This is a genomic window from Enterobacter sp. RHBSTW-00175 (assembly GCF_013927005.1).
Classification (GTDB): Bacteria; Pseudomonadota; Gammaproteobacteria; order Enterobacterales; family Enterobacteriaceae; genus Enterobacter.
On the sequence record NZ_CP055930.1, the window covers coordinates 2,853,132 to 2,879,118 of the forward strand.

The window sequence follows — 25,987 nt, forward strand, 5'->3', positions numbered from 1 at the left end:
GGAATGTTTACTTTTAGCACAAAGTGCGGGATCGCTTGCTCTGGGTCAGATCAAGATTTGTGCAAAGAGTTGCAGAGGTCATGCGCCGGGACCTTGGTGAATGATCATTCGTGGTTTGAATGTTTAATTCAGAAATATAAAAAATATATATTTAGTTTTGCTAATTTTATATTTTCAATATTATAACGGTTGTGTAATTAAAATTAATTTCTATTTGTGAGATATTAAACCTGTTTGGGGCAATTCTTATACCATCAAGCTTTATCTTAATTTTTGTCAGTAAAACTCGTCCTTCATTCAGGAATGAATCAACATTTATCTGAATGCATTTAACATTATTTAGTAAAAGAAAGGATTCGGAGGAGCTATGTTGCCATTGAATGGTAAACACGGAGTAGTAATCAGCAAGATACCCGTAATGCAGTCTGGTCTGGGCGGAGTAATGGCACGTCATTTTCCCGACTATGAACTGAACTATTGCTGTTCGTTACAAGAACTCACGTTGCTTCAGTTACGCAGGGCCGACGTTATTATTGCTGATATTTCTGGCGATTACAGAAACCCGCGCGGAACCCTTGAGCAATATTATGGATTGTTAAATCAATACCGGGGGATTCACTGGATATTCCTGGTTTCTCGCCCTCTTTATGCAAGCGCGGTTGAGTTGCTCATGCGCCCTGAAACAACGTTATTGTCCGATATGGAACCGATAGATGGCGTGATTAGTGCGATTCGTGCCGGTAGAGAACGTGCCGAGCGAATAAGCCAGACGTTACTCACGCCGGATTCCCAGGAGTTCGGTGAAAAGAGTGAATCGCTTATCGCGCTAACTCACTCAGAACGTAAGGTGCTGCGCCTGCTGGGTAAAGGTTGGGGAATTAATCAAATTGCTACATTGCTCAAGAAGAGCAATAAAACGATCAGTGCTCAAAAAAACAGTGCCATGCGGCGGTTGTCATTGCGCAGTAATGCAGATATGTACGCATGGATCAGCAGTGTACAGGGAATGAGAGAGCTGAGTCTAATGTCAGCCTATGGGGAGTTTGAGGAATGGAAAAGACCACTGCAACAAGACATATCGCCCTCATCGAAAATTGCACAATGAGTGCGATTGGGCTGACGCATCTCTTCGCTATGCCACCACTCAGTGATTATAAGCTGCATCTGTTTACACGTGCCGACAGTTTAAAAGTCGCATTATCCAGGACTTCCTTTTTCTCGGTGATCTATTCACTCTCAGATGCGCGCGAAGAACGCCGGAATTGTCTTTCCTGTATGCGCGAGCTTGCACTGAATCACAACGATATACAGCGAATTGTATTGGCATCTGGTGAGATGGAGGCGAAGCTGGTCAGCCACCTTTTTCCATCCCGTCTTCACGGCATTATCAACAAAGCGGTTCCGCTGATTGAGCTGCTGGATGAACTTTCGGCATTACTCAAAGAAACCGGGCGTGTGAATGACAATATGCTCAATCACTGGTACGTGAGCCATAACCGGATGTTGAGTCCGACTGAGCGGGCGATTTTGCGTTATATGTCTTTTGGGTACTCCATCCCAGAAATCGCGACCCAGCTTGAACGCAATATTAAAACGATTCGGGCGCATAAGTTTAATGCCATGGTGAAGCTGGGGGTAAATTCTGATGTAGGGTTGTTGGATGCAGCCGATCTTCTTACACATCTTCCCGCTGGGGAAGGTCGCCGAACCGCATTAACCATTCCGGCGTTCTCGTAATGTGTTATCCCGTGCCAGATGCGCTCTGGCGCGGCGATTAAATGCAAACATCTACCCATTTTGCCGAGGTAAGCTCAGCCATTCTTTCCGGTGAAATTCGCACTGCGCTGTGAATGGCTCCCGCAGCAGGTAGCACTTCCGGGTATTGCTTTAAAGAGATATCGCAATAGACCGAGAGGGGATTTTCCAGCCCAAATGGGCAGACGCCACCTACAGGATGGCCAGTGACGGTAACCACTTCATCACTGCTGAGCATCCGCGCTTTTGCGCCAAATGTGTCCTTCAGTTTTTTGTTATCCAGGCGCGCATCTCCTTTCGCAACAACCAGGATCACCTCGTTTTTCACTTTTAACGATAGCGTTTTGGCAATTTGCCCTGGTTCAACGTGATGAGCGGCAGCAGCCAGCGCAACGGTTGCAGTGCTTTGGCTAAGCTCAATGACTTCTATCTCGGGTGCGTTGTCGGCAAAAAACTGCTGTACAGACTGCAAACTCATTGTTTCCTCCTGACAAATATCCTGCGTAATCTGTCATAAGAAATTATGCTCTGTAAATATCTCTTAAGTAACAAATATCCCATATGGCTGATTTCTGGATCGCCTTCACATTCACGGAAACCGGTTACAGTAACCGGTTGCAGAGCGTGAATGAGAGATTAATACTGATTACGTAACGTCCCCTGTATCCAATAATAAGAGCAAATTATGAAACCATTCCGTTTGAGCTGTGCTGCTGGTAAACGACCCAGCAAGGTTGTGAAGCTGATGTATGGAACAACGTGTGGCGTGAATGCGCCCGATACGAACGTCTGACAGGAGATCTGCTATGTCTGCCAACCATGCTGCGTTTAATCTGATATTCCGTTTCGTTGAGAATTATGTCAGCCCAATTGCCGGGCGGATCTCCTCCCAGCGTCATGTGATGGCTATCCGTGACGGGTTTATCTCCGCCATGCCATTCATGATCGTGGGCTCATTCTTATTAGTGTTTGCTTACCCACCTTTCTCGCCGGATACCACCTGGGGCTTTGCCCGCGCCTGGCTGGATATGGCGAAGCAATTTGAAGGCCAGATCCTGACGCCGTTTGATATGACGATGGGCATTATGTCCATTTATATCTGTGCGGCCATTGCCTATAACCTGGGCAAACATTACGTTAAGTCGCATCAGCTTGATCCGTTCATGTGTGCCATGCTGTCGCTGATGGCATTTCTGCTGGTTGCTGCGCCGAAAACCAAAGGCACGTTGCCGGTAGAAAGCCTGGGCGGAACGGGGATCTTTACCGCCATTCTGGTCGCTGTTTACTGCGTGGAATTGATGCGTTTCCTTAAAGCGCACAACATCGGTATCCGCCTGCCGGATCAGGTGCCGCCGATGATTAAAAACTCGTTCGATCTGCTGATCCCGGTCCTGGTGGTAGTGTTGACGCTTTATCCTCTGAGCCTGCTGATCCAGTCCCAGTTTGGGATGCTGATCCCACAGGCCATTATGTCTGTCTTTAAACCGCTGGTTTCTGCGGCGGACTCCTTACCGGCGATCCTGCTTGCCGTGTTGATTGGCCACCTGCTGTGGTTTGCGGGTATCCACGGGGCGGCGATTGTCTCAGGGATGCTGCAAATGTTCTGGCTGACCAACCTCGGAGCAAACCAGACTGCACTGGCAGCCAGCCAGCCGCTGCCACATATCTTTATGGAAGCGTTCTGGACATTCTTTATCGTTATCGGGGGGTCGGGTGCCACGATGGGGTTGGTTATCTGCTACCTGCGTAGCCGCTCCGCACACCTGCGTTCGATTGGTCGTCTGAGCGTGGTGCCAAGTTTCTTTAACATCAACGAACCCGTTATTTTCGGTACGCCAATTGTGATGAATCCGGTGTTCTTTATTCCTTTCCTGTTAGCACCGATGGTTAACGCCGTGCTGGCGTGGGCGGCAATGAAGCTGGATCTGATTGGACGTGTGATTTCAGTTGTCCCATGGACGGCGCCTGCACCTGTCGGCGCGGCCTGGGCACTTGGCTGGGACTTCCGTGCTGCGGTGCTGGTGATTCTGCTGGCGCTGGTTTCTGCCATCATTTACTTCCCGTTCTTCAAAGTGTACGAGAAGCAACTGCTGGAGCAGGAAGCAGAAGAAGCACAGCGTAATGCTGATGAGGACAACCAGCAGGTTGCCTAGGAAAAAGCAAAACGGCAATCTCGGTTGCCGTTTTTGATGTTTGTACCCTCTCCCGGTGGGTTGAGGGTTCCCCAGTAATTTTTGTCTTTAATTCAGCGATGATATTACGCCATTGAATTAAGGGACTTACAGCGGTGTCATGGTCCGGCTGAAAATCGCCGAAGCGTTTACGGAAGGTCGGGGCGACGCGCATGGATGCGCGGCGAGGGCGGCTTTACAGGGACGTTTCATCCGCCCGTCCCCGATTAGCCTGGAGCAAACGCTGAGGGCATCGCGAAGCGACGATTTTCTTGCCGGGAGCCCTGGTCGCCAGGGTAGCGGCGGTGAGCTACCCTGGCACGTTCACCGGTATTGTGGTGACAGAGTAGCAAGGAACGTAAAGTGAACGGAATGACCACCTGAGCCGTATGTTCCCCCTCACCCCAGCCCTCTCCCCATGTACGGTCCGGGGACATAGTGAACACTTGTTCGGGGACATGGTAGACACTTACAACTAAGGCATAAGAACCCGTTTATGGAGTCGCTTATGTCCTGGGATGCGAGAGATACCATGTCATTACGTACCGAGTTTGTTTTGTTCGCCTCGCAGGACGGGGCGAACATCCGTTCCCTCTGCCGTCGCTTCGGCATTTCACCTGCCACTGGCTATAAGTGGCTTCGCCGCTGGGCGGAGGAAGGGGCCTCTGGCCTTCAGGACCGCCCGCGCATACCGCACCATTCCCCGAACCGCTCATCTGACGACATCACTGCCCTGCTGCGTATGGCGCATGACCGCCATGAACGCTGGGGCGCACGCAAGATAAAGCGCTGGCTGGAAGACCAGGGGCACACCATGCCCGCCTTCAGCACCGTCCATAACCTCATGGCCCGTCACGGTCTGCTGCCGGGCACTTCACCGGGCATTCCCGCCACGGGACGGTTCGAACATGACGCGCCGAACCGCCTCTGGCAGATGGATTTTAAGGGCCACTTTCCCTTTGGAGGCGGCCGCTGCCATCCGCTCACCCTGCTGGACGACCACTCCCGATTTTCCCTGTGCCTGGCGCACTGTACCGATGAACGGCGCGAGACCGTGCAGCAGCAGCTGGTCAGCGTGTTTGAGCGCTACGGCCTGCCGGACCGGATGACGATGGACAACGGTTCTCCGTGGGGAGACACCACCGGCACCTGGACGGCGCTGGAGCTGTGGCTGATGCGTCTGGGTATCCGGGTGGGGCACTCCCGGCCGTATCATCCGCAGACGCAGGGTAAGCTGGAGCGTTTTCACCGGAGCCTGAAGGCAGAAGTGCTGCAGGGGAAGTGGTTCGCGAGCGGGGGCGAACTGCAGCGCGCCTTCGACCACTGGCGGACAGTCTATAACCTTGAACGCCCGCATGAGGCGCTGGATATGGCGGTACCGGGGTCGCGGTATAAGCCGTCAGAGCGGCAGTACAGCGGCAACACCACGCCCCCGGAATACGACGAGGGCGTGATGGTCAGGAAAGTGGATATCAGCGGAAAGCTGAGCGTGAAAGGGGTAAGTCTGAGCGCAGGCAAGGCGTTCAGGGGAGAACGGGTCGGGCTGAAGGAGATGCAGGAAGACGGCAGCTACGAGGTGTGGTGGTACAGCACGAAAGTGGGGGTGATCGACCTGAAGAAAAAGTCGATCACCATGGGTAAAGGATGTTAAAAAGTGTTCACCATGTCCCCGAACACCTGTCTACCATGTCCCCGGACCGTACACCCCAAAAAGGAGAGGGAGCCGTCCGTGCTCGTATTTTTGTGGGGATTCCTCAACCCGGTGGGAGAGGGTCAGGGGGAGGGCATCAGACCGCACCGTAGTGTAGGCCGGGTAAGCGTTAGCGCCACCCGGCAAACCACACCATTACTTCAGCGTACAATCCCCACATTGCTGCACATCCGGCAAGCGATAGCGCTGACAGCAGGTACGGCGAACCAGAAGTCCGTCACGTGGCACAACGGTGCGGAACAGCGGGTTATCGCGCCCATCAGAAAGTTGTTTGGCAAAGAAACACGACTGGCGTAGGGCATCGACTTTCTCATCGCCGAGCAGCGGTTTCATCTCCGTCAAATACCAGTGAATTAAATAACCGGTATTACTCCAGATAAGCTTCCCGTTAATTTCACCCGTCTCTTCCAGTGCATCGATAACCGGGATCAACGCGCGAGTGACAAGGCTCTCCATTCGCTCCTGAGCAGAAAGATGCCCCGCGTGCTTATCTTCATGGAGATCAATCCAGAAGCAGGCCGCTCTCCCGGTTTCGTGGAATTCTACGTGGAAGAATTCCGGGGAGAGATCCAGCATGACGTCCTGGGTTAACAGGGCCAGCATCACAGGGGGAACCATCAACCCGATATACCACTGCGCCCAGAGGGAGAGCAGTGGTTTGTTTTCCCGCGCCATGGTGGGCTGGTTACGATAGATATGGTCTGAATAAGCGGCAAATAAGGATTGCCACTCTACCGGATTACGCCACTGAGCCAGCGTCATGGCGTGATGTGGATGCGGTTCATCCAGCTTAATGAAATCCAGCAGATGCGCGCGCGTTTCGGCTATTTTCTCGCGAATGGCGTCCGCAAGCGTAACACTCCCCGTGGAGAGACTGGCTCGCCAGAGTATAGGTTCAACGGCTTGTGCGGTACGAGTGGTCATAGCTTTGGATGGAAATCTAAATGATAATGATTGCCAATCCTAACTATAGATAATGCCGATCGCAAGACTTTTGTCCGGGATGTGCGACAGCGGGCTTAAGACGTTTGCAGCTCTTCGCTGTACAGGATGTTGTTGCGTCCCATATGCTTGGCTTCATATAGCGCTTTATCCGCTTTTCCCAGCGCCCCTTCGACGTCTTCACCCTCAAAAATGGCAATACCAATACTGATGGTGACATTGGTTGCCACGCTTTCATTGAACATATGCGGGATTTTTAAATCGTACACTTTTTGGCGGATCCGCTCAGCCGTCAGGCGAGCATTTTCAAGTGAGATGTTGGTCAGCAGTACCATAAACTCTTCGCCTCCAAAGCGCGCAACGATGTCGCGCGAGCGCACCGCATCACGGATCGCCGCAGAGACGCGGATCAGCGCCTGATCGCCCATCATATGACCGTAGTGGTCGTTGTAAGCCTTGAAGTGGTCGATATCCAGCAGCAGAACAAAATGTTCACCATTATCCACCGTTGGCAGGTTATCCAGCCTGGTTTGCAGTCCACGTCGGTTATACAGGCCGGTGAGCGGGTCCACCATGGTGAGATCGGTAAGGGTTTCTCGCTCTTCCAGCAAGCGGGTAAGCAACTCCTGGGCGAAATTGTCATTACGTCTTTGTAAAACGTGATGAATACCAATAGCCACCATCGGCAGGGCAAAGGAGTAGGCCATACGCAGCCAGCTGTCATGATTGCTTAACCACAGGCAGACGACAAAAGTTGGTAACGAGTGCAATGTAAATGCTTTGATATTACTGACAAATGCCAGCGAACCAATAAAGAGCACCGTTAATAATGCCATGACCAGATAGGTGCCCTGATCGTGCGTAAGCAACGAAAATTTAGCGGTGATTTGCCAGGCCCATAAAAGACCAAAGATCGCTGAAACAACAGGAATATTTACTTTTCGTTTTTTATTTTTCCAGTGCCAGGCAAGTAAACCGACGCTTAACGCAAAAATAGCGATCAAGGGGATGGAGAACAGGCGCACGGAATAGAGTGGGTTTGTTACCGAGAACAGTGCAGACGCAGCATTCAAAGATAAAAACAAACGTAAAGATAATTGATATTTCTTGTTGACCAAAGAACGCCAGGATTGTGATGTCATATTAGTGCGTTTATTAAAATTATTTAATTAAAACAAGCGAATAGGTGTTGGTTTGGAATTTTGAATGCAAAAATTTCGAATTGTAATTATTAGAAAACGGTAAAGACAGTTAACAGGTGAGCAATTTATCACCTTAGACATTTCCTGTCATTATGGGAAAGGTAAAGGTCGATGAATTCTTATTCCGCGCACTGACAAATGATAATTACTATCATATGATATTGGTTATCATTATTGGTGTGAGAGAACTAACCATGTTGAGTAAAGCGCTGGGAAGTGCCTGGGGTGTGTTGTTGCCTGGGATGATCATTGGCGGTCTGATGTTTGCCGATCTCTCTGTCGACATCTGGAAACTGATTATTGTGTCAGGGTTACTGATGACATCGGCGATGATCTGGCATAAGCAATTGCGGCACTATGTGTTGTTGCCATCGTGCGTTGCATTGGTCAGTGGAATATTGGTAATACTGATGAGTTTGAAATAAAAAAACGGAAGGAACATCAGAGGGATAATAAGATAATTGGTGCGAGGGGGGGGACTCGAACCCCCACATCCTAAGGACACTAACACCTGAAGCTAGCGCGTCTACCAATTCCGCCACCTTCGCACAGTCATCTTACTTTTTTTTGATATCGCCTCGTTGGTGCGAGGGGGGGGACTCGAACCCCCACATCCTAAGGACACTAACACCTGAAGCTAGCGCGTCTACCAATTCCGCCACCTTCGCCCAGTGCGAGCAATATCAATGTGATTTATGGTGCGAGGGGGGGGACTCGAACCCCCACATCCTAAGGACACTAACACCTGAAGCTAGCGCGTCTACCAATTCCGCCACCTTCGCATACCATCGATACTATAAAAGTATCGTAACCACGGAGGCGCATTCTAGATGTTTTCAGCTTTTCGTCAACAGAAAAGTGCGCGCTATACCTTGATTGATGTAAAAATGGTCGGAACAGAGACGTCTGTTTGCCGGAAGGCGCTGACGCTTATCCGGCAAACAGATTCGGGAATTACTTTTTAGCCTGACGCGTCATCACGGTGCGGTACACCTTAAAGCGCCCGGTCTGGGCAATCACTTCGTGGAAGCCGAAGGTTTCATCCAGCACTTTCGGATACGCCAGGAAGGCGTTGGCGACGATACGCAGTTCACCGCCGCTGTTAAGGTGACGTACTGCACCGCGGATCAGGGTTTGCGCCGCTTCAAGGCTGGTTTCCATCCCGTCGTGGAACGGCGGGTTAGAGATAATCATGTCAAAGCGACCGGTCACGTCAGAGAAGACGTTGCTGGCGATCACTTCACCTTCAAAACCGTTTGCGGCAAGCGTTGCGCGGCTAGCTTCAACCGCTGGCGCGCTGACATCACATAAGGTTAAGCGTACTTTTGGTGAATGACTGGCAAGCACTGTTGCCAGCACGCCCGCGCCACAGCCCACATCGAGCACTTTGCCTTTGGTATGCGGTGTCAGGGTGGAGAGCAGCAGTTTGCTGCCTACGTCCAGATAGTCGCGGCTGAAAACGCCAGGCAGGGTTTTGATGGTCAAATCATCAAGCTGATATTCGCCCCAGAATTTATCTGCATCAAACGATGGCTGTTTTTCCAGGCGACCGTGGTACAGGCCACAGCGACGGGCGCTGTCGATTTTGTTCAGCGGCGCGTACTCTTCCAGCATCTGTTCGGCACTGCGAACGCCGCTACGGTTTTCACCCACCACGAAGATATCGCATCCCACCGGCAGCAGGGAGAGCAGGTTCATCAGCTGGAATTGCGCTTCAGGTTTGTTTTTCGGCCAGTAGTAAATCAGCGTGTCGCAATCGGCAACGTCGCTTTGCTCTGCCACCAGGCTAAAGCGCGCGCGCTCGCCCATCTGGCGGCTCAGCACCTGCCAGTGGTGGTAATACTGGGTGTGGGCACGGCTTTCAGCACAGTCGAAACGCGCAGGCAGGTCATCCTGCATATCTCCGGCAAAAAGAATACGGCTTTCTTCGAAATCATCACTGTGACGCAGCAAGACTTCACTTGCCGGGGTAAATGCAGACATGAATTGTTCCTCAATAAACTCAGGCGGGGATTATAGTAGGTAGATGGCGCACTTTCGACACATTTGCTATATTTGCGCGCCTGAGAGACAGGAGCTTTCCCTATGACATCCCGACGAGACTGGCAGTTGCAGCAGCTGGGTATTACCCAGTGGGCCTTGCGTCGCCCGACGGCGTTGCAGGGTGAAATTGCCATTGCCATTCCTGCGCATGTTCGCCTGGTGATGGTGGCGGAGGCGCTGCCTGCCCTGAATGAAGCCCTTATTGGCGATGTCCTTCTTAGCCTGAAGCTCACGCCCGATCAGGTATTACAGCTGACGCCAGAACGGGTCGCGATGCTGCCTCCTGATAGCCGCTGTAACAGCTGGCGGATGGGAGAGGTGGACGAACTCGCCCTTGAGGGAAGCCAGATAAGCTCTCCCGTGCTGGAAGAGCTAAAAGCAAACCCAAAAGCGCGCAGCGCGCTGTGGCAACAAATCTGCAAATATGAACACGATTTCTTCCCTCACGACGCCTGATCTGACGACAGCGTTCGCGATTGAAACACGCGCCCATGCGTTTCCGTGGAGCGAAAAAACATTCGCCAGCAATCAGGGCGACCGCTATCTGAACTACCGCCTGGATGTCGATGGCACGATGGCGGCATTCGCCATCACTCAGGTCGTGCTGGATGAAGCAACGCTGTTTAACATCGCGGTCGACCCGGCGTTTCAGCGCCGAGGCCTGGGAAGGGAGCTGCTGGAGTATTTAATTCGCGAGCTTGAAACCCGTGACGTTTTCACCCTGTGGCTGGAAGTACGCGCATCAAATGTCGCCGCCATCGCACTCTACGAAAGCTTAGGCTTTAACGAGGCGACAATCCGCCGTAACTACTACCCCACCGCAGAGGGACGTGAAGACGCCATCATCATGGCTCTGCCGCTTGGATAACGAAAATAAGGTTGTAACGATGAAATGGGACTGGATTTTCTTTGATGCCGACGAAACGCTGTTTACGTTTGACTCGTTCGGTGGCCTACAGCGGATGTTTCTGGATTATAGCGTTACCTTCACCGCTGAAGATTTTCAGGACTATCAGGCGGTTAATAAACCGCTGTGGGTGGATTACCAGAACGGTACTATCACCGCGTTGCAGCTGCAACATCAGCGCTTTGATGTGTGGGCAGAGCGCCTGAAGGTGAGTCCTGGCTCGCTGAATGATGCCTTCCTGAATGCGATGGCCGATATCTGCGCGCCGCTGCCGGGTGCGGTTTCCCTGCTGGACTCCCTGAAAGGTAAGGCGAAACTGGGTATTATTACCAACGGATTTACCGCCTTACAGCAGATCCGTCTTGAACGTACCGGCCTGCGCGATCATTTCGATGCGCTGGTGATTTCCGAAGAAGTGGGCGTACCAAAACCCGATCCGCGTATTTTCGATTACGCGCTGGCGCAGGCAGGCAATCCTGAGCGCGAACGCGTGCTGATGGTAGGGGACACCGCCGAGTCGGATATTCTGGGTGGCATGAACTCGGGCTTGTCGACCGTCTGGCTGAATGCGCACGGTCGCGTGCAGCCTGAAGGTATCCAACCGACCTGGACCGTCTCGTCATTGAACGAACTGGAGCAACTCCTGTGTAAACAATGATTGCCTGCCCCCTATTGATGGGTAAAATAGCCGCAATTTTGTATTCCATGATGCGTGGCGTGCTGCCGCGCTTATAAAAGAAGATTTGATTATGACGTTGTCTCCTTATCTGCAAGAGGTGGCCAAGCGCCGCACTTTTGCCATTATCTCTCACCCGGATGCCGGTAAAACGACCATCACCGAAAAGGTGCTGCTGTTCGGACAGGCTATTCAGACTGCCGGTACGGTTAAAGGCCGTGGCTCCAGCCAGCATGCAAAATCTGACTGGATGGAGATGGAAAAGCAGCGTGGTATTTCGATTACCACCTCCGTGATGCAGTTCCCGTATCACGATTGCCTGGTGAACCTGCTGGACACCCCGGGCCACGAAGACTTCTCCGAAGATACCTATCGTACGCTGACGGCGGTTGACTGCTGTCTGATGGTTATCGATGCCGCAAAAGGTGTAGAAGACCGTACCCGTAAGCTGATGGAAGTTACCCGTCTGCGCGATACGCCGATCCTCACCTTTATGAACAAACTCGACCGTGACATCCGCGATCCGATGGAAGTGATGGATGAAGTGGAAAGCGAGCTGAAGATCGCCTGTGCACCAATTACCTGGCCAATCGGCTGCGGTAAGCTGTTTAAAGGTGTTTACCATCTCTATAAAGATGAGACTTACCTGTATCAGACCGGTAAGGGTCACACCATTCAGGAAGTGCGCGTTGTGAAAGGCCTGGACAACCCAGAGCTGGACGTAGCGGTAGGTGAAGAGCTGGCCGCGCAGTTGCGCGACGAGCTGGAGCTGGTGAAAGGCGCCTCCCACGAGTTCGATAAAGAGCTGTTCCTGGCAGGCGAAATTACCCCGGTCTTCTTCGGTACCGCGCTGGGTAACTTCGGTGTTGATCATATGCTCGACGGTCTGGTGGAGTGGGCGCCGCGTCCGATGCCGCGTAAAACCGACACCCGTGAAGTCGAAGCAAAAGAAGAGAAATTCACCGGCTTCGTCTTTAAAATTCAGGCCAATATGGACCCAAAACACCGCGACCGCGTGGCCTTTATGCGTGTGGTGTCCGGTAAATATGAAAAGGGCATGAAGCTTCGCCAGGTGCGTATCGGTAAAGACGTGGTGATCTCCGACGCGCTGACCTTTATGGCGGGCGACCGTTCTCACGTTGAAGAAGCGTATCCGGGTGACATCATCGGCCTGCATAACCACGGCACGATCCAGATCGGTGATACCTTCACCCAGGGCGAGATGATGAAGTTCACCGGCATCCCGAACTTTGCGCCGGAGCTGTTCCGTCGTATTCGTCTGCGCGATCCGCTGAAGCAAAAACAGCTGCTGAAAGGCCTGGTACAGCTTTCCGAAGAGGGTGCGGTACAGGTATTCCGCCCAATTGCGAACAACGATCTGATCGTTGGTGCGGTCGGTGTGTTGCAGTTTGACGTGGTAGTTGCGCGTCTTAAGAGCGAATACAACGTTGAAGCGATTTACGAATCCGTAAACGTGGCGACTGCGCGCTGGGTTGAGTGTTCTGACGTGAAGAAATTCGAAGAATTTAAGCGTAAGAATGAGATCCAGCTGGCGCTCGATGGCGGCGATAACCTGACATACATCGCCCCAACCATGGTTAACCTGAACCTGACGCAGGAACGCTATCCTGACGTTCAGTTCCGCAAAACGCGCGAACACTAATCCCCTCTCAGAGCACGGTTTTCGCCGTGCTCTTCTTAATTCCCTGCCTTATTAGACCCTTGCGGAATGTTCTTAAATCATCCCGTTCGGCGTTGGTTTGCCTGTTTTTTGACCGATTCTGAATGCGGCACCGCGAGACTGTTCTATATTTAACTCAGTGTTTAACCTCGTCGGTGGGTGAATTGACTGTTTTATTACCTGAAAATGATTTCCCTTACTGACTGTTGGTTTATTCACAGCATTTACAACTAACGAAAAGGAACGTTAGCCGCTCAAATAGCGAGCAAACTACAGGAACACATCGATGAATATGACAAGACCTAAGATTTCAAAATCTCTGCTGGCCGTAGCCCTGGGGTGCATCGTGACAAGCGGTTCTGCTTTTGCAGAAAACACCACGATGGATAAAGCCCAGTCCGTGGCGACAAGCACGGGGGAAAAAATCGATAGCTCGATGAATAAAGTCGGTAACTTCATGGATGACAGCGCTATCACCGCTAAAGTGAAAGCCGCGCTGGTGGACGATAAAAACATCAAGAGCACCGACATCTCCGTCAAAACAGAGGGCAGCGTCGTTACGCTGAGCGGCTTTGTGGAGAGCCAGACCCAGGCTGAACAGGCTGTTGCGGTTGCTAAGGGGGTAGAAGGTGTGACCTCCGTCAGCGACAAATTGCATGTCCGCGACAGTAAAAATGGCTCTATGCAGGGTTATGCCGGTGATGCTGCAACCACCAGTGAAATCAAAGCCAAGCTTCTGGCTGATGACGTTGTACCGTCACGAAAAGTGAAAGTAGAAACTACCGATGGTGTGGTTCAGTTGTCCGGTACCGTCGATTCTCAGGCGCAAATTGAACGCGCCGAAGCCATTGCGAAAGCGGTTGATGGCGTCAAAAGCGTCAAAAATGACCTGAAATCGAAGTAACACATCGCAATTCGTTCTTCTGACTGAGGCCGGAAGACGGAATAAGAATTACACCTGGAATCATCAGCAGTGAACGCTCGCGACTTGCGGTCGACATTAACTATGGTAAAGGAGAGTCTTATGTTTCGATGGGGCATTATTTTTCTGGTTATCGCGTTAATTGCCGCCGCGCTGGGCTTTGGTGGTCTGGCGGGTACAGCGGCAGGGGCAGCGAAAATTGTCTTCGTTGTCGGTATTATTCTGTTCCTGGTCAGCCTGTTTACCGGACGACGCCGTCCGTAGCGACACACACTCTGACAGCAACATCAAAGCCAGTCTCCCGACTGGCTTTTTCTGGTTTGAGCCTGGCGTAAGGTGTAGGTTACTGTGTATTCACAAAACAAATAACGCAGGAAAGCAGAGGTGGGGCAACGAATTCCCGTTACGCTCGGCAATATTACGCCGCTGGCGCTTAAGCCGTTTCGTCCGGGCCAGCTTGCACTGGTGTGCGAGGGCGGCGGGCAGCGCGGTATCTTCACGTCTGGCGTGCTGGATGAGTTTATGCGTGCGCAATTCAACCCATTCGACCTGTTTTTAGGCACCTCGGCGGGGGCGCAAAACCTCTCCGCCTATGTGTGTAACCAGCCGGGCTATGCTCGCAAAGTGATCATGCGTTACACCACCTCGCGGGATTTTTTTAACCCGGTGCGCTTTGTTCGCGGGGGGAATTTAATCGATCTCGACTGGTTGTTAGATTCCACCGCCAGCCAGATGCCGCTGGCGATGGACACGGCATCGCGCCTGTTCGATACCGGAAAAGAATTCTGGATGTGCGCCAGCCGGGGCGATGACTACACGCCGGGGTATTTTTCACCGCAGAAAGAGAACTGGCTCGATATCATTCGTGCCTCCAGCGCCATTCCGGGGTTCTATCGCACTGGCGCAATGCTTGACGGTGTGAGCTACCTTGACGGCGGTATCAGCGATGCGGTGCCGGTACAGGAAGCCGCGCGCAGAGGGGCAAAAACCATTGTGGTGATCCGCACTGTGCCTTCGCAAATGTACTACACCCCACAATGGTTCAAGCGCATGGAGCGCTGGCTGGGTGATAGCAGCCTGCAACCGCTGGTGAATATCGCCCAGCGACATGAAGCGAGTTACGGCGCAATGCAGCGCTTTATCGAAAAACCGCCGGGTAAGTTGCGGATCTTTGAGATCTATCCGCCGAAACCACTATTGAGTATGGCGCTGGGCAGCCGTTTACCTGCACTGCGTGATGACTATAAAACGGGGCGGCTTTGCGGGCGCTATTTCCTGGCAACGGTAGGTAAACTGCTGGCCGAGCACCCGCCTTTCCATCGACATAAACGGATCATAACGCCGCCTGCCATTGTGGCCAATGACGCACTGGCGATGCCGCGAGTCGACATTGCGCAGGCGAATGATACAACATTTGATAATGAGGATTTGGCGTGACGTACCGCTTTGTCGACACCCATTGCCACTTTGATTTTCCGCCCTTTACCGGTAATGAAGAACAAAGCATTGATAGCGCCGCGCAGGCGGGCGTTCAGGCGATCATCGTGCCTGCCATTGAAGCCGCTCACTTCGACCGTGTGCAGGATCTCGCCCGGCGACATGATGCACTGTATGCCGCACTCGGCCTGCATCCGATCGTTATTGAGCGCCATCTGGACGAACATATCGACAGGCTGGACGAAATATTACGCACGCCCGAGAAGAAGCGGGTGGCTATTGGTGAGATTGGCCTGGATCTCTATCGCGAGGATCCGCATTTTGAACGCCAGCAGACTCTCCTCGACGCGCAGCTCCGGCTGGCAAAGCAGCACGATCTGCCGGTGATCCTCCACTCGCGCCGCACTCACGACAAACTGGCTCTGCACCTGAAACGCATAAATTTACCCCGTACCGGCGTGGTGCACGGATTTTCCGGCAGTTTGCAGCAGGCTGAACGCTTTATCGGGCTGGGCTATCGCATTGGTGTTGGCGGGACGATTACCTACGCACGAGCCAGCAAGACCCGGGATGTGATGGCACAGCTACCGCTCACGGCGTTATTGCTGGAAACCGACGCACCCGACATGCCGCTAAACGGTTTTCAGGGGCAACCTAATCGCCCGGAACAGGCGGCGCGCGTTTTCGACACGCTATGTGAACTGCGCAGAGAGCCTGCGGATGTGATTGCGGATGCCTTGCTGAGCAACACCCGCTCGCTGTTTGGCATTGCGCTATAGATAGAGCGCCGGGCGGATCACGGCGATCTTCTCTTTTTCCAGCGCCAGTGCCAGTGGCTCAATATCGGCAGGCGTTGCGCTACGCCAGCTGGCCGCCTCACCGTAAACCCCTTGTGCATGAAACGCGTTGATCCTCACCGGGATATTGCCCAGCGAGTGAATAAACACGATTAGCGCTTTGATATGCTCCAGATAATCGCACTTCTCAGGGATAACCAGTAACCGCAGCTCGGTCAGCCGGTTATGCTGCGCCAGCAAGCGGATGCTCTGCTTTATCTGCGGGTTTTCACGTCCGGTCAGGTAGCGGTGATGTTCGTTTCCCCAGGCTTTGAGATCCAGCATTGCACCATCGAGAACCGGCAATAACTTCTGCCAGCCGGTTTCCCCGAGCAGGCCGTTACTGTCGACCAGACGGGTCAAATGATGAAGGGTTGGCTCTGTTTTCATCGCTGTGAACAGTGCCACCAGAAACGGCAGTTGCGTTGTGGCCTCACCGCCACTCACGGTGATGCCATCGATAAACGGCGCGACTTTGCGAATGTGCGCGAGGATATCGTTTACGCTAAAGCGTTGCGCCATCGGTGTGGCCTGCTGCTGGCAAAGGTGCAGGCAGGTGTCACACTGTTTGCAGTCGCTTTCCTGCCACCAGACCCGCCCGGCCTGAATATTCAGCGCGTCGTGCGGACAATGGGGAACGCAGTCGCCGCAGTCGTTGCAGCGGCCGATGGTCCACGGGTTGTGGCAGGATTTACAGCGCAGGTTACAGCCCTGGAGGAACAGCGCCAGGCGGCTGCCTGGACCGTCCACGCAGGAGAAGGGGATAATCTGACTAACTAAAGCGCATCTGTTGTTCATGGCTTACCACCCGTGGCTGGCGATCCAGGATACGTGTATTGCGCGCGGCTTCTTCTCCAAGCCAGGTGGTTTGGGTGCGCGACCCTTCCTCACGGTATTTTTGCAGGTCTGATAATCGCACCATGTATCCGGTCACGCGGACCAAATCGTTACCCGCCACGTTGGCCGTAAACTCGCGCATCCCGGCTTTAAAGGCCCCCAGACACAGCTGCACTACTGCCTGCGGATTACGTTTTACCGTCTCTTCCAGGGTCAGAATATCGCTGATACCTGAAGGGTAATGCTGGTGATGTGGAGCAACCGCGAGCAGATGGCTAATCGGATCGGGTTCATCGCCGTACGGCAGGCGTGCGCCTGGCGTTGTCCCGATGTCCGAGCTTATCCCGGACTGCGCGTGCAGCAGGGCATGGTGATTCCAGCCATGCTTCACCGGCGTGTTTTCGACAAAAGCGGCGAGCTGCGCGCTGATGCGATAACCCAGCGCGTTGGCCTGTTCATCTTTACCGTAACGCCCGTCCATCCCGGCTTTTTCACATAGGGTGTTAACCGCCTCAGCAAGGCCATACATGCCAAACATCGGTACAAAACGATCGGCATCTATCAGCCCCTCTTTCACCAGGAAGCTATTCTCAAAGAAGCCCGATTTTTCATACAGGAAGTTGCAGCGCGCGTTGATGATGGCGATTTGCTGCTGGCAGTAGTGCGGAAGCGTGCGGGTGAAGAAATCATCAGGCGAATCGCTCTGTTCAGCAATGGCTTTCAGGTTGAGGCGTACCAGCGTGCTACCACCACCCGCCAGCGGCAGAGAATTGTAACAACTGACCACACCATAACGGCCTTTTGTGAAAATTTTATCATTTATCGGGCCGTTAGAAATATGAGGTTTGCTGCACTCACAAATATTTTTCGCCACCTCAAGCAGCAAATCATCAGGTGTAATTTCGGGATCATAAATGAAGGTTAAATTCGGTGCGACCTGCTTCAGCTCTGCATCAGCCCGTAAAATTGCCCGCGTAACAGGTGTATCCGCCGGGCCGATGTTTGCGTGCATAAAAGCATCTGGCAGTGTCCTGTCGAGATAGCGCCAGAAACGTTTTATGCGGCTATCGATTTCTTCTTGTGTTAGAATTCTAACATACGGTTGCAGTAGCGCATCAAGCTGGCCCAGATACACGGGCATGGATGTGACTGATGGAACATGGTGGTAAAGGATGGTTAACAGTGAGAGAGCATCATCAAGGTCTTTCGCACCTTCCAGCTCCAGCCATGCTGAACCGTTAGCCAGGAATTTTGCGTAATCCGGCAGAACGTAACGGGGTTTGAAAGGCGCATGGCCTTCGAACATGTCGCAGATAAAACCCGCGTCCAGCGCCGCTCTGGCGGCCTGTGGCAAAGCAGGATAGGGAAGGGCGTTTTCCGCCTCCAGCGCCAGAAAATGACGTTTTTGCTCAGGTGTGAGTACCGGGCTTGTCACAATGTGCTGGCAACGTTGTTGCAGGGCGTCAGGGCTGGAGTGGGACATATTCACTTCCTTTATTGTTCTGCGATTGATGAGCGGATTGTAGGAAGTCACCCCACGGAGGCTTTTGATCCGACAGGGGTAATCGCTGCTTTAGTCAGCAGTTTGAGCAAGAAAATTTGAAGTTGATCTCATTACAGCAATGCAAATTTGTACGAAGTTTTCATTAACTGTGATGAATGTCGAAGTGTGTATGCGAGTGGATGTTAGAATACTAACAGAGCCGCAAGGTGAAATTTTATACGGCGATGCCGTTGGAGAATGTTATGACCGATTTAACTGCAAGCAGCCTGCGTGCGTTGAAACTAATGGACCTGACCACCCTGAACGATGACGACACCAATGAGAAAGTCATCGCTCTGTGCCATCAGGCGAAAACGCCTGTCGGTAACACCGCAGCCATCTGTATCTACCCGCGCTTTATCCCAATTGCACGTAAGACTCTGAACGAGCAGGGCACCCCGGATGTGCGTATTGCAACCGTGACTAACTTCCCGCACGGCAACGACGATATCGACATTGCGCTGGCAGAAACCCGTGCGGCGATTGCTTACGGCGCTGATGAAGTTGACGTGGTGTTCCCATACCGCGCGCTGATCGCGGGCAACGAACAGGTTGGTTTTGACCTGGTGAAAGCCTGTAAAGACGCCTGTGCGGCGGCAAACGTGCTGCTTAAAGTGATCATCGAAACCGGTGAGCTGAAAGAAGAGCGCCTTATCCGTAAAGCATCTGAGATCGCTATCAAAGCCGGTGCAGATTTCATCAAAACCTCTACCGGTAAAGTGCCGGTCAACGCGACCCCGGAAAGCGCGCGCATCATGATGGAAGTCATTCGCGATATGGGCGTGTCCAAAACCGTTGGTTTCAAACCTGCGGGCGGCGTGCGTACCGCGGAAGACGCGCAGCAGTTCCTGGCGATTGCCGACGAGCTGTTCGGCGCTGACTGGGCGGATTCCCGTCACTACCGCTTCGGCGCATCCAGCCTGCTGGCAAGCCTGCTCAAAGCGCTGGGTCACGGCGACGGTAAGAGCGCAAGCAGCTACTAATTTTTGAATGACCGGGTGGCGCATAGCGCTCCCGGCCTACTTCGGGAGGTTACCGTGTTTCTCGCACAAGAAATTATTCGTAAAAAACGTGATGGTCACGCATTAAGCGACGAAGAGATCCGCTTCTTTATCAACGGCATTCGCGATAACACCGTCTCTGAAGGGCAAATTGCTGCTCTGGCGATGACCATCTTTTTCCACGATATGTCGATGCCTGAACGTGTCTCGTTGACCATGGCGATGCGAGATTCAGGGACCGTTCTGGACTGGAAAAGCCTCAACCTTAATGGCCCTATTGTCGACAAACACTCTACCGGCGGTGTGGGTGATGTTACCTCACTGATGCTTGGCCCAATGGTTGCGGCCTGCGGTGGTTATATTCCGATGATCTCCGGGCGTGGCCTGGGTCACACCGGCGGCACGCTGGATAAACTGGAAGCCATTCCGGGCTTCGACATCTTCCCGGATGACAATCGCTTCCGCGAAATTATTAAAGACGTTGGTGTGGCGATTATCGGCCAGACCAGCTCTCTTGCACCGGCGGACAAGCGTTTCTACGCCACCCGCGACATTACCGCGACTGTTGACTCCATCCCGCTGATCACCGCTTCGATCCTCGCCAAAAAACTGGCGGAAGGCCTGGATGCGCTGGTGATGGACGTGAAAGTGGGCAGCGGCGCGTTTATGCCAACCTATGAACTTTCCGCCCAGCTTGCTGAAGCGATTGTTGGCGTTTCCAACGGTGCTGGCGTGCGCACCACCGCGCTGCTGACGGACATGAATCAGGTGCTGGCATCCAGCGCAGGTAACGCCGTTGAAGTGCGCGAAGCTGTGCAGTTCCTGACGGGTGAATACCGTAACCCACGTCTGTTCGACGTCACCATGGCGCTGTGCGTTGAGATGCTTATCTCCGGCAAGCTTGCCAAAGATGATGCCGAAGCTCGGGCGAAATTGCAGGCTGTGCTGGATAACGGCAAAGCGGCAGAGATCTTCGGTCGTATGGTGGCCGCGCAGAAAGGCCCAACCGATTTCGTGGAAAACTACGCGAAATACCTGCCAACGGCGACGCTCAGCAAAGCGGTCTATGCCGATACCGAAGGCTTTATTTCCGCAATGGATACCCGTGAGCTCGGTATGGCGGTGGTGTCGATGGGTGGCGGTCGTCGTCAGGCATCTGACACGATTGATTACAGCGTTGGCTTTACCGACATGGTTCGTCTGGGCGACAGCGTCGACGGCCAACGTCCGCTGGCGGTTATCCACGCGAAAGACGAAGCCAGCTGGCAGGATGCGGCGAGAGCGGTGAAAGCGGCAATCACGCTTGATGATAAAGCACCAGAAAGCACACCGACTGTCTATCGCCGTATCACTGAATAACTGTATACTGATCTGATCGCTATTTTTTGAAGCACTAAGTACGGAGAACAATTATGAAACGTGCATTTATTATGGTGCTGGACTCATTCGGCATCGGCGCAACCGAAGATGCAGAACGTTTTGGTGACGTGGGTTCCGATACCATGGGTCACATCGCTGAAGCCTGCGCCAAAGGTGAAGCGGACAACGGTCGTAAAGGCCCTCTGACTCTGCCAAACCTGACCAGCCTCGGCCTGGTGAAAGCGCATGAAGGTTCCACCGGCAAAATCGCAGCCGGTATGGACGGTAACGCAGAAGTGGTGGGCGCATACGCCTGGGCGCACGAGCTCTCTTCCGGTAAAGATACCCCGTCTGGCCACTGGGAAATCGCCGGTGTTCCGGTTCTGTTCGAATGGGGCTATTTCTCCGATCACCAGAACAGCTTCCCGCAGGAGTTGTTGGATAAACTGGTGAAGCGTGCAAACCTGCCGGGTTATCTCGGTAACTGCCACTCCTCCGGTACCGTTATCCTGGATGAGCTCGGTGAAGAACATATGAAAACCGGCAAACCGATTTTCTATACCTCTGCTGACTCCGTGTTCCAGATTGCCTGCCACGAAGAGACCTACGGCCTGGATAAGCTGTATGAGCTGTGCGAAATCGCCCGTGAAGAGCTGACCGAAGGCGGCTACAACATTGGCCGTGTTATCGCGCGTCCGTTTATCGGCGACAAAGCGGGTAACTTCCAGCGTACCGGTAACCGTCATGACCTGGCTGTTGAGCCGCCAGCACCGACTGTGCTGCAAAAACTGGTTGAAGAGAAAGACGGCCACGTGGTTTCCGTTGGTAAAATCGCGGACATCTATGCCAACTGCGGTATCACCAAAAAAGTGAAAGCCACCGGTCTGGATGCGCTGTTCGATGCCACCATCAAAGAGATGAAAGAAGCGGGAGACAAGACCATTGTCTTTACCAACTTCGTGGACTTCGACTCCTCCTGGGGACACCGTCGCGATATCGCCGGTTATGCTGCCGGTCTGGAGCTGTTCGACCGCCGTCTGCCAGAGCTGATGGAGCTGCTGGGTGAAGATGACATTCTGATCCTGACCGCTGACCACGGCTGTGACCCAAGCTGGACCGGTACTGACCACACCCGTGAGCACATTCCGGTGCTGGTGTATGGTCCAAAAGTGAAACCTGGTTCTCTGGGCCACCGTGAAACCTTCGCGGATATTGGCCAGACAATTGCAAAATACTTTGGTACGTCCGACATGGAATATGGCAAAGCCATGTTCTGAGGCACATTGGGTGCGGCCTGATGCCCTCACCCCAACCCTCTCCCACAGGGAGAGGGAGAATTTAAAATGAAAAGGAACTGAAGATGGCAACTCCACACATTAACGCAGAAATGGGCGATTTCGCTGACGTTGTTCTGATGCCAGGCGACCCGCTGCGTGCGAAGCACATCGCTGAAACCTTCCTGGAAGATGTGCGTGAAGTGAACAACGTGCGTGGCATGTTGGGCTTCACCGGGACTTACAAAGGCCGCAAGATCTCTGTCATGGGGCACGGTATGGGTATCCCATCCTGCTCGATCTACACCAAAGAGCTGATCACCGATTTCGGCGTGAAGAAAATCATTCGTGTAGGCTCCTGCGGCGCGGTTCGTATGGACGTGAAACTGCGTGATATCGTTATCGGCATGGGTGCATGCACCGATTCCAAAGTGAACCGTATGCGTTTCAAAGATCATGACTTTGCTGCGATTGCAGACTTCGGCATGGTACGTGACGCGGTTGACGCGGCAAAAGCGCTGGGCGTTGACGCTCGCGTGGGCAACATCTTCTCTGCTGATCTGTTCTATGCACCAGACGGCGGTGAAATGTTCGACGTGATGGAAAAATACGGCATCCTGGGCGTGGAAATGGAAGCGGCAGGTATCTACGGCGTAGCGGCTGAGTTTGGTGCAAAAGCACTGACCATCTGCACCGTGTCTGACCACATCCGTACGCACGAGCAGACGACTGCTGCTGAGCGTCAGACCACCTTCAACGACATGATCAAAATCGCGCTGGAATCCGTTCTGCTGGGCGATAAAGAGTAAGACCTGTTGTGCCGGGTGGCGGCTTCGCCTGACCCGGCCTACGGTGTTGTAGGCCCGCTAAGCGTAGCGCCAGCGGGCTTTGTTTTAGCGAACAGCCCGTGCAATCCACGCCGACAATTCACGCAGTTCTTTTTCCTGTTCCGGGAAATCCACCAACAATGCATCGCACTCCTGTTGAAGCACGTCCGGATGATAAAGACAGCCCTGCAAACGTGCCGCCAGCGCTTCTAACGGGGCCGGATTAAGGCTATCGGTAAAGACCTGTGTCCGGGTGATATGACCTTTATCAACGTCAAAATGCAGCTCTACGCCGCCCCAGGTAAAGCGCTCATCCAGCAGGTGAGAGAACGCCGGTGCCTGCCCAAAGTTCCACTCCCAACTGCTCTGGCGGGCGAAGGTTTCCGCGAAGTTCGGCAGATCGGGGGTCTTGTCGGGTGAAATCACTTCTGCTTCGACGCCTTCACCGTAATGGGCAAAGAACGCCTCGCGGATAGCCTCGCAAATCTGTTCGTGCGTGACGCCAGGCAGCAGCTCAACCAGATTCGCGACGCGGCCGCGTACGGAAGTGATGCCTTTAGCCTGAAGCTTTTTCTTGTCCGGGTTAAGGTAGTTGGCCAGACGGCTGAGATCGGCGTTGAGCAGCAGTGTGCCGTGATGGAAACCGCGATCTTTGGTTTCGCGATACGCCGAGCCGGAAACCTTGCGATCGCCTTCCTCTGTACTGACCACCAGATCATTGCGCCCGGACGCTTCAGCCTGAACGCCAAGCGCGTTCAGGGCATTGAGCACGATGGCCGTGGAGATGGTTTTATCGTACTCCGGTTTACCCGCCATAAAGGTAAAGCAGGTGTTGCCCAGATCGTGAAACACCGCGCCGCCCCCGCTGCTCCGGCGTGCCAGACGGACGTTATCCTCTTCCATACGCCGAGTGTTGCACTCTTTCCATGGGTTTTGCGCCCGGCCAATGACCACGGTATCGGCGTTACGCCACAGGAAGAGTACGCGTTGGGTGGCGGGCATCTGGCGGAAGATGCACTCTTCCACCGCGAGGTTAAACCAGGGATCGTAAGAGTCAGAGATAAGCAGGCGTAATGTCGTCATGGCAAAGTTCCTTTTCCGAATCATCCGCCCACTTTATCACTAATCTTTCTTCTCGCTCTCTTCGTCTTCAGGAATAGACTTGCTGGCGGTCAACAGGAAGGGGGACTGCTGCCAGCGTGTGCGTTTTCCCTGCAACAGGGTACGCGCCAGCACCACGCCAATGGCCAGCGAAAGCAGCAACATCAGGCGCAGAATATTGGTGGTGTTATCCACCTGTTTGGCTTCGGTAGGCAGCGTGTGGGTGTCGAGCGTCAGGCGCAAATATCCCAGCGGGCCATTTTTCCCCTGAATAGGTTCGACGATTTGCTGGTTGAAGTAGCCCCCGGCTTTTTTACCGTCCAGCGCCAGCCTGTCGCGCACGTCGACGTGCTCACCCGCACGGGCGATCAGGTCGCCCTGTTCGTCATAGACTCCGGCATCCAGAATACGGCTGTTCTCCGTAAGCTGGCGTAATACCTGGCTTATTCGCTTGTCATCCGGCGTTTCAGTACGCATAGATGGTGCAACGTTAAGGGTCACCTGACGCGCCAGCGTGCGGGCCAACTCTTCAAGTTGCGGATTGCGTTGCCGTTGATGATTCTGGCTAAACCATGATGCCCCTTGCATCAGCGCCACCAGGAGCGCCAGACAGATAAGGACAATCACGGCACGATGAAGCCGGAATTTCAGTTTTGCGCGAGCCATATTCCACCTGCTGAAAATTTACGGCTTAATGTTGCCAGAAGTGATGGTTACAGGGTAGCCTCATGCGTTATTTTCCCTCTGGAACCTTCCGGCGCGAACGAAATTACAGGAGCTTCAATGCCGAACATTACCTGGTGCGACCTGCCAACGGATGTCTCTTTATGGCCAGGATTGCCGCTCTCTTTAAGTGGTGATGAGGTGATGCCTCTGGATTACCACGCCGGTCGTAGCGGCTGGCTGCTGTACGGACGCGGCCTCGATAAGCAGCGCCTGACGCAATATCAAACCAAACTGGGTGCTGCGATGGTGATCGTTGCAGCCTGGTGCGTGGAGGATTACCAGGTTATTCGCCTGGCCGGTTCCCTGACGCAGCGCGCCACGCGCCTGGCACACGATGCCGGGCTGGACGTGGCCCCGCTGGGCAAAATCCCGCATCTGAAAACGCCTGGTTTACTGGTCATGGATATGGACTCTACCGCCATCCAGATCGAGTGCATCGACGAAATAGCCAAACTGGCCGGCAGCGGTGAGCTGGTGGCAGAAGTGACGGAACGCGCGATGCGTGGCGAGCTGGACTTTACCGCAAGCCTCAGACAACGCGTGGCAACCCTGAAAGGGGCCGATGCCAATATTCTACGTCAGGTGCGTGATGAGCTGCCGCTGATGCCTGGGCTGACGCAATTAGTGCTGAAGATGGAAACGCTGGGCTGGAAAGTGGCAATTGCTTCTGGTGGTTTCACTTTCTTCGCCGATTACCTGCGTGACAAGCTGCGCCTGACCACCGTGGTGGCGAACGAGCTGGAGATCATGGACGGTAAACTGACCGGTCATGTGATTGGCGACATTGTGGACGCGCAGTACAAAGCGAACACGCTGACCCGTCTGGCTGAAAAATATGAAATTCCTGTCGTACAAACCGTGGCGATTGGTGATGGTGCTAACGATCTGCCGATGATCAAAGCAGCGGGTCTTGGCATTGCCTACCATGCCAAGCCAAAAGTGAATGAAAAGACGGAAGTGACCATCCGTCATGCTGACCTGATGGGGGTGTTCTGCATTCTCTCTGGCAGCATTAATCAGAAATAACGAGGTAAAC

27 protein-coding genes and 3 tRNA genes are annotated in these 25,987 nt (G+C 53.4%); 19 read left to right on the forward strand and 11 right to left on the reverse strand.

Annotated features, from left to right (window positions below; translation table 11 throughout):
- The first annotated feature begins 367 nt into the window (after nt 1-367).
- Both HV107_RS13560 and bglJ read left to right on the forward strand, forming a co-directional pair.
- Nucleotides 368-1,105: a LuxR C-terminal-related transcriptional regulator gene (locus HV107_RS13560; RefSeq protein ID WP_182059481.1), complete on the forward strand. Its 738-nt coding sequence runs from the start codon at nt 368-370 to the stop codon at nt 1,103-1,105.
- Nucleotides 1,102-1,737, forward strand: a complete 636-nt coding sequence (gene bglJ / locus HV107_RS13565) for a DNA-binding transcriptional activator BglJ (protein ID WP_182063520.1) — start codon at nt 1,102-1,104, stop codon at nt 1,735-1,737. Before HV107_RS13560 ends, bglJ begins: the two co-directional genes overlap by 4 nt.
- 37 nt (nt 1,738-1,774) lie before the next feature.
- Here bglJ and HV107_RS13570 read toward each other — a convergent pair whose 3' ends face one another.
- Nucleotides 1,775-2,233 (reverse strand): YbaK/EbsC family protein, encoded by a 459-nt coding sequence (locus tag HV107_RS13570; protein WP_182059482.1) that lies wholly within the window; start codon nt 2,231-2,233, stop codon nt 1,775-1,777.
- 328 nt (nt 2,234-2,561) lie between these two features.
- On the opposite strand from HV107_RS13570, the gene HV107_RS13575 reads away from it, so the two are divergent.
- The 3 genes from HV107_RS13575 (at nt 2,562) to HV107_RS13585 (ending at nt 5,577) form a co-directional block, all read left to right on the forward strand.
- Complete coding sequence (locus HV107_RS13575) at nt 2,562-3,908, forward strand: PTS sugar transporter subunit IIC (RefSeq protein ID WP_182059483.1); 1,347 nt, start codon at nt 2,562-2,564, stop codon at nt 3,906-3,908.
- Between the two features lie 139 nt (nt 3,909-4,047).
- On the forward strand, nt 4,048-4,293 hold the full coding sequence (locus HV107_RS13580) for a hypothetical protein (protein ID WP_182059484.1): 246 nt from the start codon (nt 4,048-4,050) through the stop codon (nt 4,291-4,293).
- Between the two features lie 129 nt (nt 4,294-4,422).
- On the forward strand, nt 4,423-5,577 hold the full coding sequence (locus HV107_RS13585; RefSeq protein WP_182059485.1) for an IS481 family transposase: 1,155 nt from the start codon (nt 4,423-4,425) through the stop codon (nt 5,575-5,577).
- A gap of 195 nt (nt 5,578-5,772) precedes the next feature.
- Here HV107_RS13585 and fhuF read toward each other — a convergent pair whose 3' ends face one another.
- Entirely contained in the window at nt 5,773-6,561 is a 789-nt protein-coding gene (gene fhuF, locus HV107_RS13590; RefSeq protein WP_182059486.1) for a siderophore-iron reductase FhuF, read from the reverse strand.
- Between the two features lie 95 nt (nt 6,562-6,656).
- Complete coding sequence (locus HV107_RS13595; RefSeq protein WP_182059487.1) at nt 6,657-7,721, reverse strand: GGDEF domain-containing protein; 1,065 nt, start codon at nt 7,719-7,721, stop codon at nt 6,657-6,659.
- A gap of 215 nt (nt 7,722-7,936) precedes the next feature.
- On the opposite strand from HV107_RS13595, the gene HV107_RS13600 reads away from it, so the two are divergent.
- Nucleotides 7,937-8,206: a DUF1435 domain-containing protein gene (locus HV107_RS13600; RefSeq protein ID WP_182063521.1), complete on the forward strand. Its 270-nt coding sequence runs from the start codon at nt 7,937-7,939 to the stop codon at nt 8,204-8,206.
- 37 nt (nt 8,207-8,243) lie between these two features.
- On the opposite strand, the gene HV107_RS13605 is transcribed toward HV107_RS13600, so the two are convergent.
- The 4 genes from HV107_RS13605 to rsmC all read right to left on the reverse strand — a co-directional run bounded on the left by HV107_RS13605 (nt 8,244) and on the right by rsmC (nt 9,764).
- A tRNA-Leu gene (locus tag HV107_RS13605) sits at nt 8,244-8,329 on the reverse strand.
- 34 nt (nt 8,330-8,363) lie between these two features.
- A tRNA-Leu gene (locus HV107_RS13610) sits at nt 8,364-8,449 on the reverse strand.
- Nucleotides 8,450-8,477: 28 nt separating this feature from the next.
- A tRNA-Leu gene (locus HV107_RS13615) sits at nt 8,478-8,563 on the reverse strand.
- A 172-nt stretch (nt 8,564-8,735) separates the two neighbouring features.
- A complete protein-coding gene (rsmC, locus tag HV107_RS13620) occupies nt 8,736-9,764 on the reverse strand; it encodes a 16S rRNA (guanine(1207)-N(2))-methyltransferase RsmC (protein ID WP_182059488.1) in 1,029 nt (342 codons plus the stop codon).
- A gap of 102 nt (nt 9,765-9,866) precedes the next feature.
- Between rsmC and HV107_RS13625 the strand changes: the two genes are divergently transcribed.
- The 8 genes from HV107_RS13625 to HV107_RS13660 all read left to right on the forward strand — a co-directional run bounded on the left by HV107_RS13625 (nt 9,867) and on the right by HV107_RS13660 (nt 16,226).
- Nucleotides 9,867-10,280 (forward strand): DNA polymerase III subunit psi, encoded by a 414-nt coding sequence (locus HV107_RS13625; protein WP_014068793.1) that lies wholly within the window; start codon nt 9,867-9,869, stop codon nt 10,278-10,280.
- Nucleotides 10,249-10,692 carry a ribosomal protein S18-alanine N-acetyltransferase gene (gene rimI / locus HV107_RS13630; RefSeq protein ID WP_014068794.1) on the forward strand — a complete coding sequence of 148 codons (444 nt, stop codon included), beginning with the start codon at nt 10,249-10,251 and terminating at the stop codon, nt 10,690-10,692. Before HV107_RS13625 ends, rimI begins: the two co-directional genes overlap by 32 nt.
- Before the next feature lie 19 nt (nt 10,693-10,711).
- Nucleotides 10,712-11,389, forward strand: coding sequence for a pyrimidine 5'-nucleotidase (gene yjjG, locus HV107_RS13635; protein ID WP_182059489.1), 678 nt, complete (start codon nt 10,712-10,714; stop codon nt 11,387-11,389).
- A 91-nt stretch (nt 11,390-11,480) separates the two neighbouring features.
- Nucleotides 11,481-13,070, forward strand: coding sequence for a peptide chain release factor 3 (gene prfC / locus HV107_RS13640; RefSeq protein WP_182059490.1), 1,590 nt, complete (start codon nt 11,481-11,483; stop codon nt 13,068-13,070).
- Nucleotides 13,071-13,374: 304 nt separating this feature from the next.
- Nucleotides 13,375-13,992 (forward strand): molecular chaperone OsmY, encoded by a 618-nt coding sequence (gene osmY, locus HV107_RS13645; RefSeq protein WP_182059491.1) that lies wholly within the window; start codon nt 13,375-13,377, stop codon nt 13,990-13,992.
- A gap of 120 nt (nt 13,993-14,112) precedes the next feature.
- On the forward strand, nt 14,113-14,274 hold the full coding sequence (locus HV107_RS13650; RefSeq protein ID WP_002887716.1) for a DUF1328 domain-containing protein: 162 nt from the start codon (nt 14,113-14,115) through the stop codon (nt 14,272-14,274).
- 120 nt (nt 14,275-14,394) lie between these two features.
- Complete coding sequence (locus tag HV107_RS13655; protein ID WP_182059492.1) at nt 14,395-15,447, forward strand: patatin family protein; 1,053 nt, start codon at nt 14,395-14,397, stop codon at nt 15,445-15,447.
- Nucleotides 15,444-16,226 carry a TatD family hydrolase gene (locus HV107_RS13660; protein WP_182059493.1) on the forward strand — a complete coding sequence of 261 codons (783 nt, stop codon included), beginning with the start codon at nt 15,444-15,446 and terminating at the stop codon, nt 16,224-16,226. The genes HV107_RS13655 and HV107_RS13660 overlap by 4 nt, the downstream gene beginning before the upstream one ends.
- On the opposite strand, the gene HV107_RS13665 is transcribed toward HV107_RS13660, so the two are convergent.
- Entirely contained in the window at nt 16,221-17,081 is an 861-nt protein-coding gene (locus HV107_RS13665) for a YjjW family glycine radical enzyme activase (protein WP_182059494.1), read from the reverse strand. The genes HV107_RS13660 and HV107_RS13665 overlap by 6 nt on opposite strands.
- Nucleotides 17,056-18,603, reverse strand: coding sequence for a YjjI family glycine radical enzyme (locus tag HV107_RS13670; protein WP_182059495.1), 1,548 nt, complete (start codon nt 18,601-18,603; stop codon nt 17,056-17,058). The genes HV107_RS13665 and HV107_RS13670 overlap by 26 nt, the downstream gene beginning before the upstream one ends.
- A gap of 263 nt (nt 18,604-18,866) precedes the next feature.
- On the opposite strand from HV107_RS13670, the gene deoC reads away from it, so the two are divergent.
- The 4 genes from deoC (at nt 18,867) to deoD (ending at nt 23,106) form a co-directional block, all read left to right on the forward strand.
- Nucleotides 18,867-19,646, forward strand: a complete 780-nt coding sequence (deoC, locus tag HV107_RS13675) for a deoxyribose-phosphate aldolase (RefSeq protein WP_220458410.1) — start codon at nt 18,867-18,869, stop codon at nt 19,644-19,646.
- A gap of 54 nt (nt 19,647-19,700) precedes the next feature.
- The gene (gene deoA, locus HV107_RS13680; RefSeq protein ID WP_182059497.1) at nt 19,701-21,023 is read left to right on the forward strand and encodes a thymidine phosphorylase; all 1,323 of its coding nucleotides are present in this window, start codon (nt 19,701-19,703) and stop codon (nt 21,021-21,023) included.
- 53 nt (nt 21,024-21,076) lie between these two features.
- Nucleotides 21,077-22,300: a phosphopentomutase gene (gene deoB, locus HV107_RS13685; protein ID WP_182059498.1), complete on the forward strand. Its 1,224-nt coding sequence runs from the start codon at nt 21,077-21,079 to the stop codon at nt 22,298-22,300.
- A gap of 83 nt (nt 22,301-22,383) precedes the next feature.
- The gene (deoD, locus tag HV107_RS13690; RefSeq protein ID WP_014068806.1) at nt 22,384-23,106 is read left to right on the forward strand and encodes a purine-nucleoside phosphorylase; all 723 of its coding nucleotides are present in this window, start codon (nt 22,384-22,386) and stop codon (nt 23,104-23,106) included.
- Between the two features lie 84 nt (nt 23,107-23,190).
- On the opposite strand, the gene lplA is transcribed toward deoD, so the two are convergent.
- Together lplA and HV107_RS13700 are read right to left on the reverse strand one after the other, a co-directional pair.
- On the reverse strand, nt 23,191-24,207 hold the full coding sequence (gene lplA, locus HV107_RS13695; RefSeq protein ID WP_182059499.1) for a lipoate--protein ligase LplA: 1,017 nt from the start codon (nt 24,205-24,207) through the stop codon (nt 23,191-23,193).
- Nucleotides 24,208-24,246: 39 nt separating this feature from the next.
- Nucleotides 24,247-24,891, reverse strand: coding sequence for a YtjB family periplasmic protein (locus HV107_RS13700; protein ID WP_182059500.1), 645 nt, complete (start codon nt 24,889-24,891; stop codon nt 24,247-24,249).
- 117 nt (nt 24,892-25,008) lie between these two features.
- Here HV107_RS13700 and serB point away from each other — a divergent pair, with 117 nt between their 5' ends.
- The gene (gene serB / locus HV107_RS13705; RefSeq protein ID WP_182059501.1) at nt 25,009-25,977 is read left to right on the forward strand and encodes a phosphoserine phosphatase; all 969 of its coding nucleotides are present in this window, start codon (nt 25,009-25,011) and stop codon (nt 25,975-25,977) included.
- Nucleotides 25,978-25,987: the final 10 nt, after the last annotated feature.

Bases quoted from the DNA above. Each gene is read 5' to 3' on its own strand.
- osmY (WP_182059491.1), top strand. From the start codon at position 13,375: ATGAATATGACAAGACCTAAGATTTCAAAATCTCTGCTGGCCGTAGCC.
- HV107_RS13595 (WP_182059487.1), bottom strand. From the start codon at position 7,721: ATGACATCACAATCCTGGCGTTCTTTGGTCAACAAGAAATATCAATTA.
- rsmC (WP_182059488.1), bottom strand. From the start codon at position 9,764: ATGTCTGCATTTACCCCGGCAAGTGAAGTCTTGCTGCGTCACAGTGAT.
- prfC (WP_182059490.1), top strand. From the start codon at position 11,481: ATGACGTTGTCTCCTTATCTGCAAGAGGTGGCCAAGCGCCGCACTTTT.
- yjjG (WP_182059489.1), top strand. From the start codon at position 10,712: ATGAAATGGGACTGGATTTTCTTTGATGCCGACGAAACGCTGTTTACG.
- HV107_RS13580 (WP_182059484.1), top strand. From the start codon at position 4,048: ATGGTCCGGCTGAAAATCGCCGAAGCGTTTACGGAAGGTCGGGGCGAC.
- HV107_RS13600 (WP_182063521.1), top strand. From the start codon at position 7,937: ATGATATTGGTTATCATTATTGGTGTGAGAGAACTAACCATGTTGAGT.
- bglJ (WP_182063520.1), top strand. From the start codon at position 1,102: ATGAGTGCGATTGGGCTGACGCATCTCTTCGCTATGCCACCACTCAGT.
- HV107_RS13670 (WP_182059495.1), bottom strand. From the start codon at position 18,603: ATGTCCCACTCCAGCCCTGACGCCCTGCAACAACGTTGCCAGCACATT.
- HV107_RS13625 (WP_014068793.1), top strand. From the start codon at position 9,867: ATGACATCCCGACGAGACTGGCAGTTGCAGCAGCTGGGTATTACCCAG.
- deoB (WP_182059498.1), top strand. From the start codon at position 21,077: ATGAAACGTGCATTTATTATGGTGCTGGACTCATTCGGCATCGGCGCA.
- deoD (WP_014068806.1), top strand. From the start codon at position 22,384: ATGGCAACTCCACACATTAACGCAGAAATGGGCGATTTCGCTGACGTT.
- HV107_RS13575 (WP_182059483.1), top strand. From the start codon at position 2,562: ATGTCTGCCAACCATGCTGCGTTTAATCTGATATTCCGTTTCGTTGAG.
- HV107_RS13665 (WP_182059494.1), bottom strand. From the start codon at position 17,081: ATGAACAACAGATGCGCTTTAGTTAGTCAGATTATCCCCTTCTCCTGC.
- HV107_RS13700 (WP_182059500.1), bottom strand. From the start codon at position 24,891: ATGGCTCGCGCAAAACTGAAATTCCGGCTTCATCGTGCCGTGATTGTC.
- rimI (WP_014068794.1), top strand. From the start codon at position 10,249: ATGAACACGATTTCTTCCCTCACGACGCCTGATCTGACGACAGCGTTC.
- HV107_RS13585 (WP_182059485.1), top strand. From the start codon at position 4,423: ATGGAGTCGCTTATGTCCTGGGATGCGAGAGATACCATGTCATTACGT.
- serB (WP_182059501.1), top strand. From the start codon at position 25,009: ATGCCGAACATTACCTGGTGCGACCTGCCAACGGATGTCTCTTTATGG.
- deoC (WP_220458410.1), top strand. From the start codon at position 18,867: ATGACCGATTTAACTGCAAGCAGCCTGCGTGCGTTGAAACTAATGGAC.
- HV107_RS13570 (WP_182059482.1), bottom strand. From the start codon at position 2,233: ATGAGTTTGCAGTCTGTACAGCAGTTTTTTGCCGACAACGCACCCGAG.
- HV107_RS13560 (WP_182059481.1), top strand. From the start codon at position 368: ATGTTGCCATTGAATGGTAAACACGGAGTAGTAATCAGCAAGATACCC.
- lplA (WP_182059499.1), bottom strand. From the start codon at position 24,207: ATGACGACATTACGCCTGCTTATCTCTGACTCTTACGATCCCTGGTTT.
- fhuF (WP_182059486.1), bottom strand. From the start codon at position 6,561: ATGACCACTCGTACCGCACAAGCCGTTGAACCTATACTCTGGCGAGCC.
- HV107_RS13650 (WP_002887716.1), top strand. From the start codon at position 14,113: ATGTTTCGATGGGGCATTATTTTTCTGGTTATCGCGTTAATTGCCGCC.